This is a genomic window from Phascolarctobacterium succinatutens, assembly GCF_958453765.1.
Classification (GTDB): domain Bacteria; phylum Bacillota; class Negativicutes; order Acidaminococcales; family Acidaminococcaceae; genus Phascolarctobacterium_A; species Phascolarctobacterium_A succinatutens_B.
On sequence record NZ_CAUDZA010000030.1, the window covers coordinates 22,702 to 28,701 of the forward strand.

7 protein-coding genes are annotated in these 6,000 nt (G+C 46.4%); all 7 read left to right on the plus strand.

Translation table 11 applies throughout. From position 1 onward, the window contains the following. The first annotated feature begins 38 nt into the window (after positions 1-38). The 7 genes from Q7Q81_RS09905 (at position 39) to fusA (ending at position 5,907) form a co-directional block, all read left to right on the plus strand. The gene (locus Q7Q81_RS09905) at positions 39-1,262 is read left to right on the plus strand and encodes an exo-beta-N-acetylmuramidase NamZ family protein (protein ID WP_304275785.1); all 1,224 of its coding nucleotides are present in this window, start codon (positions 39-41) and stop codon (positions 1,260-1,262) included. 127 nt (positions 1,263-1,389) lie between these two features. Beyond that, positions 1,390-1,911, plus strand: coding sequence for a nitroreductase (locus tag Q7Q81_RS09910; protein ID WP_293696095.1), 522 nt, complete (start codon positions 1,390-1,392; stop codon positions 1,909-1,911). A 29-nt stretch (positions 1,912-1,940) separates the two neighbouring features. Beyond that, positions 1,941-2,273 carry a hypothetical protein gene (locus tag Q7Q81_RS09915; RefSeq protein WP_293696093.1) on the plus strand — a complete coding sequence of 111 codons (333 nt, stop codon included), beginning with the start codon at positions 1,941-1,943 and terminating at the stop codon, positions 2,271-2,273. A 276-nt stretch (positions 2,274-2,549) separates the two neighbouring features. Further along, complete coding sequence (locus Q7Q81_RS09920; protein WP_244944637.1) at positions 2,550-2,819, plus strand: ribosomal L7Ae/L30e/S12e/Gadd45 family protein; 270 nt, start codon at positions 2,550-2,552, stop codon at positions 2,817-2,819. Between the two features lie 52 nt (positions 2,820-2,871). Further along, complete coding sequence (gene rpsL, locus Q7Q81_RS09925; RefSeq protein ID WP_009144758.1) at positions 2,872-3,252, plus strand: 30S ribosomal protein S12; 381 nt, start codon at positions 2,872-2,874, stop codon at positions 3,250-3,252. 46 nt (positions 3,253-3,298) lie between these two features. Continuing rightward, on the plus strand, positions 3,299-3,769 hold the full coding sequence (rpsG, locus tag Q7Q81_RS09930; RefSeq protein WP_009144757.1) for a 30S ribosomal protein S7: 471 nt from the start codon (positions 3,299-3,301) through the stop codon (positions 3,767-3,769). Between the two features lie 35 nt (positions 3,770-3,804). Continuing rightward, positions 3,805-5,907 (plus strand): elongation factor G, encoded by a 2,103-nt coding sequence (gene fusA / locus Q7Q81_RS09935; protein WP_210684867.1) that lies wholly within the window; start codon positions 3,805-3,807, stop codon positions 5,905-5,907. The last annotated feature ends 93 nt before the right edge of the window (positions 5,908-6,000 follow it).

Below are 6,000 nucleotides of genomic sequence, written 5' to 3' on the forward strand. Positions count from 1 at the left end.
GCTAAAATATACTTAGAATTATTTTTGGGAGGGGTTTAATGAAGAAGTCATTTTGCATATGGATATTATGCAGTTTATTGATAATGCTGTTTGCAGCAACAGGTTTTGCGACAACCGGTGAAAAAAGAGTTGTATTAGGTATTGAACGCATTGATGAGCCGTTTGCTAAGCAGCTGCTTGCAGGGAAAAGGCTGGGACTGTTTACTAATCAGTCCGGCGTGGACAGCAAGCTTCGCAGCAGCACAGAGCTGCTGCAGAAGAGCTATGATCTGACGGCACTGTTTGTGCCTGAGCATGGATTGTTCGGCGCTGTGGCGGCAGGCGAAACCTTTGAGAGTCACACCTATAAGGATATACCTGTACACAGCCTGTATGGAGAAAATCGCAGGCCTACGGCAAAAATGCTGGATGAGATTGACACTATGGTGGTTGATATTCAGGATGTCGGCATTCGTCACTATACATATTTTTCTTCGCTTGCTTATATAATGGAAGAATGTGCCAAAGCGAAAAAGCAGGTTGTTGTTTTGGACCGCCCTAATCCTTTAGGCGGTGCTATGCAGGGACCGGTTCTCAAACCGGAATATAAAACTTTTATCGGGCTTTACGAGCTGCCGTTGCGTCATGGTCTTACTATAGGTGAATTTGCAAGCTATATCAACGCTACGCAGCATATCGGCTGTGAGCTGGCGGTGGTGCCTATGAAGGGATGGTCACGCAGAGAGCTGTGGCAGGATACAGGCCTGCCATGGGTACAGACATCTCCGCTGATTCCTACGGCGGCGACCGCTTTCCTGTATGGCGCTACCGGTGCAAGCGGTGACAGTAATCTTTCCGTGGGTGTCGGGACAGCTAAACCGTTTTATTTTCTGGGAGCACCTTTTGCTGATGCGGATGCCGTAAAGGCAGCCTTAGATGAAAAGCAGCTTGCAGGCGTGGCTTTTAGAGCAGCGCGCTTTACACCGCGTTACGGCACCTACAGCGGTGAGCTGGTGCAGGGCGTAGAAATTTATCTTACGGATTTACGTAAGGTTAATCTGCCTGAGCTGGATTATATTTTGTTTACTACATTTAAAGAATTATATCCGGAGCAGGTAAAAACGCCGGAGCGCGGTTATGGCAGCAAAGGCTATAAGCTGGATATTGCGCTTGGAGAAAGCAGCTTGCGTGAAGGTGAAGCGCCAAAAACAGCTTTTGCTCGCTGGCATCAGGAGTGCGCGGCCTTTGAGCAGCAGGTAAAGCCTTATCTGCTGTACAAGTAAAGCTGCAGAGAAATTAACATTTTTGTTGCATTTTTCGGCAGGATAATAACGGCGCAGGCAAGAATAAAATTAATATAACGTAACAGCGTAAAATTTTATTTTATTAACGATAAGGAGCTGACATATAATGAATGCAGAATTACAGGCATTAAAGGAACGCAGAAGCGTACGTAAATATAAGGCGGATATGGTACCGCAGGAGCTGATTGACCAGGTTATCGATGCCGGTCTTTATGCTGCCAGCGGTCATGGTACGCAGGAAGTAATTATTGTTGCGGTAACCAATAAAGAGGTTCGCGACAAGCTGGCGCAGATGAACCGTGAAATTTTGGGCACAAGCAGCGACAGTTTTTATGGCGCACCTGTGGTTCTTGTTGTTTTGGGACCTAAAAGCAATAAGCTCACTCCCTATGACGGCAGCCTGGTAATGGGCAACCTGATGCAGGCGGCTCATGCCGTTGGCCTTGGCAGCTGCTGGATTAACCGCGCTAAGGAAGAATTTGATTCCGAAGAAGGCAAACAGCTGCTGAAGGAATGGGGCATTGAGGGAGAGTATGAAGGTGTAGGCCACTGCATCCTCGGCTATGTTGACGGCCCTGTACCTAAGGCTGCTCCGCGTAAAGCAAACCGTGTATTTTACGTAAAATAAAAACGTCCTTAACGAAAGGGGAAAGAAAAATGCTGAAAAAAACTGCTCTTTGCTTAGGTCTGCTGCTGGTTGCTGCATTTCCCTGTATCGCAGGAGCTGCCACTCCTATCAACAGCGCAGGCTATTATAAAAATATCAAGCTGTGCGGTAAAGTGAAAATTGTTGACAGCTTTCCCGATATTAAGGTAAAGGTTGTCGACAGCTTCCCAGATCTTAAGGTAAAGGTTGTCCAAAGCTTTCCCAATAATATAGGCGAGTGGCAATTTGTTGAGTACGGTGAAGATTTCAGAGTTCAGTTTGTTGATAGTTTTCCGGATATAAAAATCAAATACGTTTCTTCCTTCCCGGGCGTGGCAAAATAATATACATATGAGCTGTCAGAAGTGTTGGCAGCTCTTTTTTTATGCGATATTTAAGGTGAATGCTCTGTTGAAAAAGTACTCCTTGGGTGTACTTTATGTATGAAGAAACAGTCAATGAAACACTTGGCTACGTGTAAAGAAAGAAGCGCATTAACACGGCAGAAAGCGCTGCTAATTTTTTTAAAAAAGTTGCTAAAAAGTGTTGACAGCTTGTGCATGAGATGTTACAATATACAAGTATCGCGGGAGAGCTATGCGCTCGATGAAGGAGGTAACATGATGGCACTTGAAGCTTTAAAGCAAGCTGAAAAGCATACTGTAGGCGTTAAGCAGACAGAAAAAGCTGTAGCAAGACAAGTTGCCGCTGTCGTCTATATCGCAAGTGATGCGGACGAGAGAGTTACCGGCAGGCTGATGCAACTGTGTCGGGAAAATTCAGTACCGGTTGAAAACACAGAAACGATGCTGGAAATCGGCAGAGCCTGCGGCATAAACGTCAAAGCAGCAGCGGCTGCGATACTTAAAGCCGATAAGGGCTTGGCGTGAGCCGAGTTTTTATAATCATTAAAATCTAATTGTTTGGAAAGGAGGTGCCGATATGCCTACAATTAACCAATTGGTTCGCAAAGGTAGAGAGGTTCTGAAAAGCAAATCTACTGCACCGGCATTGAAAGAATGCCCGCAAAAACGTGGCGTCTGCACTCGTGTTTACACCACTACCCCGAAGAAACCTAACTCTGCACTTCGTAAAGTAGCTCGTGTACGTTTGACCAACGGCATCGAAGTTACTGCTTATATCCCGGGTATCGGCCATAATCTTCAGGAACACAGTGTTGTTCTGATCAGAGGCGGAAGAGTCAAGGACCTTCCTGGTGTGCGTTACCATATCATTCGTGGTGCTCTTGATACTGCAGGCGTTGCTAACCGCAACCAATCTCGCTCCAAGTACGGTGCAAAACGTGCTAAAGCAAAGAAATAATTTCAAGAAAACATTAAGAATGATTTAATCCTAAGGAGGGAAACACATGCCGAGAAAAGGCCCTGTAACTAAAAGAGACGTACTGCCGGATCCGGTGTACGGTTCTAAGCTTTTAACTAGATTTATCAATAAAATTATGCTCGACGGCAAAAAAGGCGTTGCAGAACGTATTGTATACGATGCATTCGACTTGGTTCGTGCAAAGACTGGCAAAGATCCTTTGGAAGTGTTCGATGCTGCTATGCAGAACGTAATGCCGCTGCTGGAAGTTCGTGCCCGTCGTGTTGGTGGTGCAAACTACCAAGTACCTGTTGAAGTACGTGCTGACCGCAAAACCACCCTGGGTATCCGTTGGCTGGTAAACTACTCTCGTCTGCGTGGTGAGCGCACCATGTACGAGCGTGTAGCTGGTGAGATCATGGACGCTTCCAATGGCACTGGCGCAGCTGTTAAGAAACGCGAAGATACCCACAAGATGGCAGAAGCAAACAAAGCATTTGCTCATTACCGCTGGTAATGACCTGTCTCAGTTAATTTGAGGAGGATAAAGAAGTGGGCAGATTAATTCCGCTTGAGAGAACTAGAAATATCGGCATCATGGCTCACATCGATGCTGGTAAAACCACCACCACCGAACGTATTCTGTTCTATACCGGCAGAGTACATAAGATTGGTGAAACCCATGAAGGTGCTGCTACCATGGACTGGATGGTTCAGGAACAAGAGCGTGGTATTACCATCACCTCTGCTGCAACCACCTGCTACTGGGAAGGTTCCGAGCACCAATTCGATAAACATCGTATCAACATCATTGATACCCCGGGCCACGTTGACTTCACTGTAGAAGTTGAACGTTCCCTGCGTGTGCTTGATGGTTCCGTTGCAGTTTTCTGTGCTAAGGGCGGTGTTGAGCCTCAGTCCGAAACCGTATGGCGTCAGGCTGACAAATACCATGTACCCCGTATGGCATATGTAAATAAAATGGATATTACCGGTGCAGACTTCTATCGTGTAATTGACATGATGAAGACTCGTCTGAATGCCAATGCAGTACCTATTCAACTGCCTATCGGCTTTGAAGATACTTTCCAAGGCATGATTGACCTGATCAAAATGAGAGCAATCGTTTATGATGATGCACTCGGTAAAGAAGAAGAGTTCGTAGAAATCCCGGCTGACATGAAAGAAAAAGCTGAGGAATACCGTGCAGCATTGGTTGAAGCTGTTGCTGAATCCGATGACGAGCTGATGATGAAATATCTGGAAGGCGAAGAGCTGACCGAAGAAGAAATCCTGGCTGGTATCCGTAAAGCAACTATCGCTTGCAAAATGACTCCGGTTTGCTGCGGTTCTTCGTACAAAAACAAAGGCGTTCAACCGATGCTGGACGCTGTGATCCAATTCATGCCTGCACCGACCGATGTTCCTAACATCAAAGGTGTAAACCCTGAAACCGGCGAAGAAGACGAGCGTCCGTCCAGCGACGAAGCTCCGTTCTCCGCACTGGCATTCAAGATTGCTACCGACCCGTTTGTTGGTAAGCTGGCATTCTTCCGTGTATACTCCGGTACCTTGACTGCTGGTTCTTATGTATATAACTCCACTAAAGGTAAACGCGAGCGTATCGGTCGTATCCTGCAAATGCATGCTAACCACCGCGAAGAAATTGAACAAGTTTACTCCGGTGATATCGCAGCTGCTGTAGGTCTGAAAGACACCACTACCGGTGATACTCTCTGCGATGAGAAAAACGAGATCATCCTCGAATCTATGGTATTCCCTGATCCTGTAATCTCCGTTGCAGTTGAACCTAAAACTAAAGCTGACCAGGAAAAAATGGGCATCGCCCTGCAAAAACTGGCAGAAGAAGATCCGACCTTCCGTGTTCACACTGATCCTGAAACCTCCCAAACCATTATTTCCGGTATGGGCGAGCTTCACCTGGACATCATTGTTGACCGTCTGCTGCGCGAATTCAAAGTAGGCTGCACTGTTGGTAACCCGCAGGTTGCTTATCGCGAAACCATTCGCAAAGCTGTTAAATCCGAAGGTAAATTTGTTCGTCAGTCCGGTGGTAAAGGCCAATATGGTCATTGCTGGCTGGAAATCACTCCGCGTGAACCTGGCGAAGGCTTCCTGTTTGAAAACAAAGTTGTTGGCGGCGCTATTCCTAAAGAATACATCGCTCCTATCGAAGCAGGCGTTAAAGAAGCTATGGAAAATGGCGTAGTTGCCGGTTATCCGATGGTTGATATCGCAGTTACTGTTTATGATGGTTCTTACCATGAAGTCGACTCTTCTGAAATGGCATTTAAGATTGCCGGTTCTATGGGCTTCAAGTCCGGTGCTGAAAAAGCTAACCCGGTTATCCTTGAGCCGTATATGAAAGTAGAAATTACTGTTCCTGAAGAATACATGGGCGACGTAATCGGCGACGTTAACTCCCGCCGTGGCCGCATCGAAGGCATGGAAGCTCGTAACGGTGCACAAGTAATCAATGCATTCGTTCCGCTGGCTGAGATGTTCGGTTATGCTACCGACCTGCGTAGTAAAACCCAAGGCCGTGGTAACTACTCCATGGAAGTAGACCACTACGAAGACGTTCCCAGAAACATTGCTGAGGCAATTATTGCTAAAAACAAAGGCACCAACTAAGCCTAGTTTTAACAAACAACCTTAAGGAGGAAATTCACAATGGCAAAAGCTAAATATGAAAGAACTAAACCGCATCTGAATATCGGCACCATC

Coding starts and splice junctions, on each gene's coding strand:
- Q7Q81_RS09910 (WP_293696095.1), top strand. CDS start 1,390: ATGAATGCAGAATTACAGGCATTAAAGGAACGCAGAAGCGTACGTAAA.
- rpsL (WP_009144758.1), top strand. CDS start 2,872: ATGCCTACAATTAACCAATTGGTTCGCAAAGGTAGAGAGGTTCTGAAA.
- Q7Q81_RS09915 (WP_293696093.1), top strand. CDS start 1,941: ATGCTGAAAAAAACTGCTCTTTGCTTAGGTCTGCTGCTGGTTGCTGCA.
- rpsG (WP_009144757.1), top strand. CDS start 3,299: ATGCCGAGAAAAGGCCCTGTAACTAAAAGAGACGTACTGCCGGATCCG.
- Q7Q81_RS09920 (WP_244944637.1), top strand. CDS start 2,550: ATGATGGCACTTGAAGCTTTAAAGCAAGCTGAAAAGCATACTGTAGGC.
- Q7Q81_RS09905 (WP_304275785.1), top strand. CDS start 39: ATGAAGAAGTCATTTTGCATATGGATATTATGCAGTTTATTGATAATG.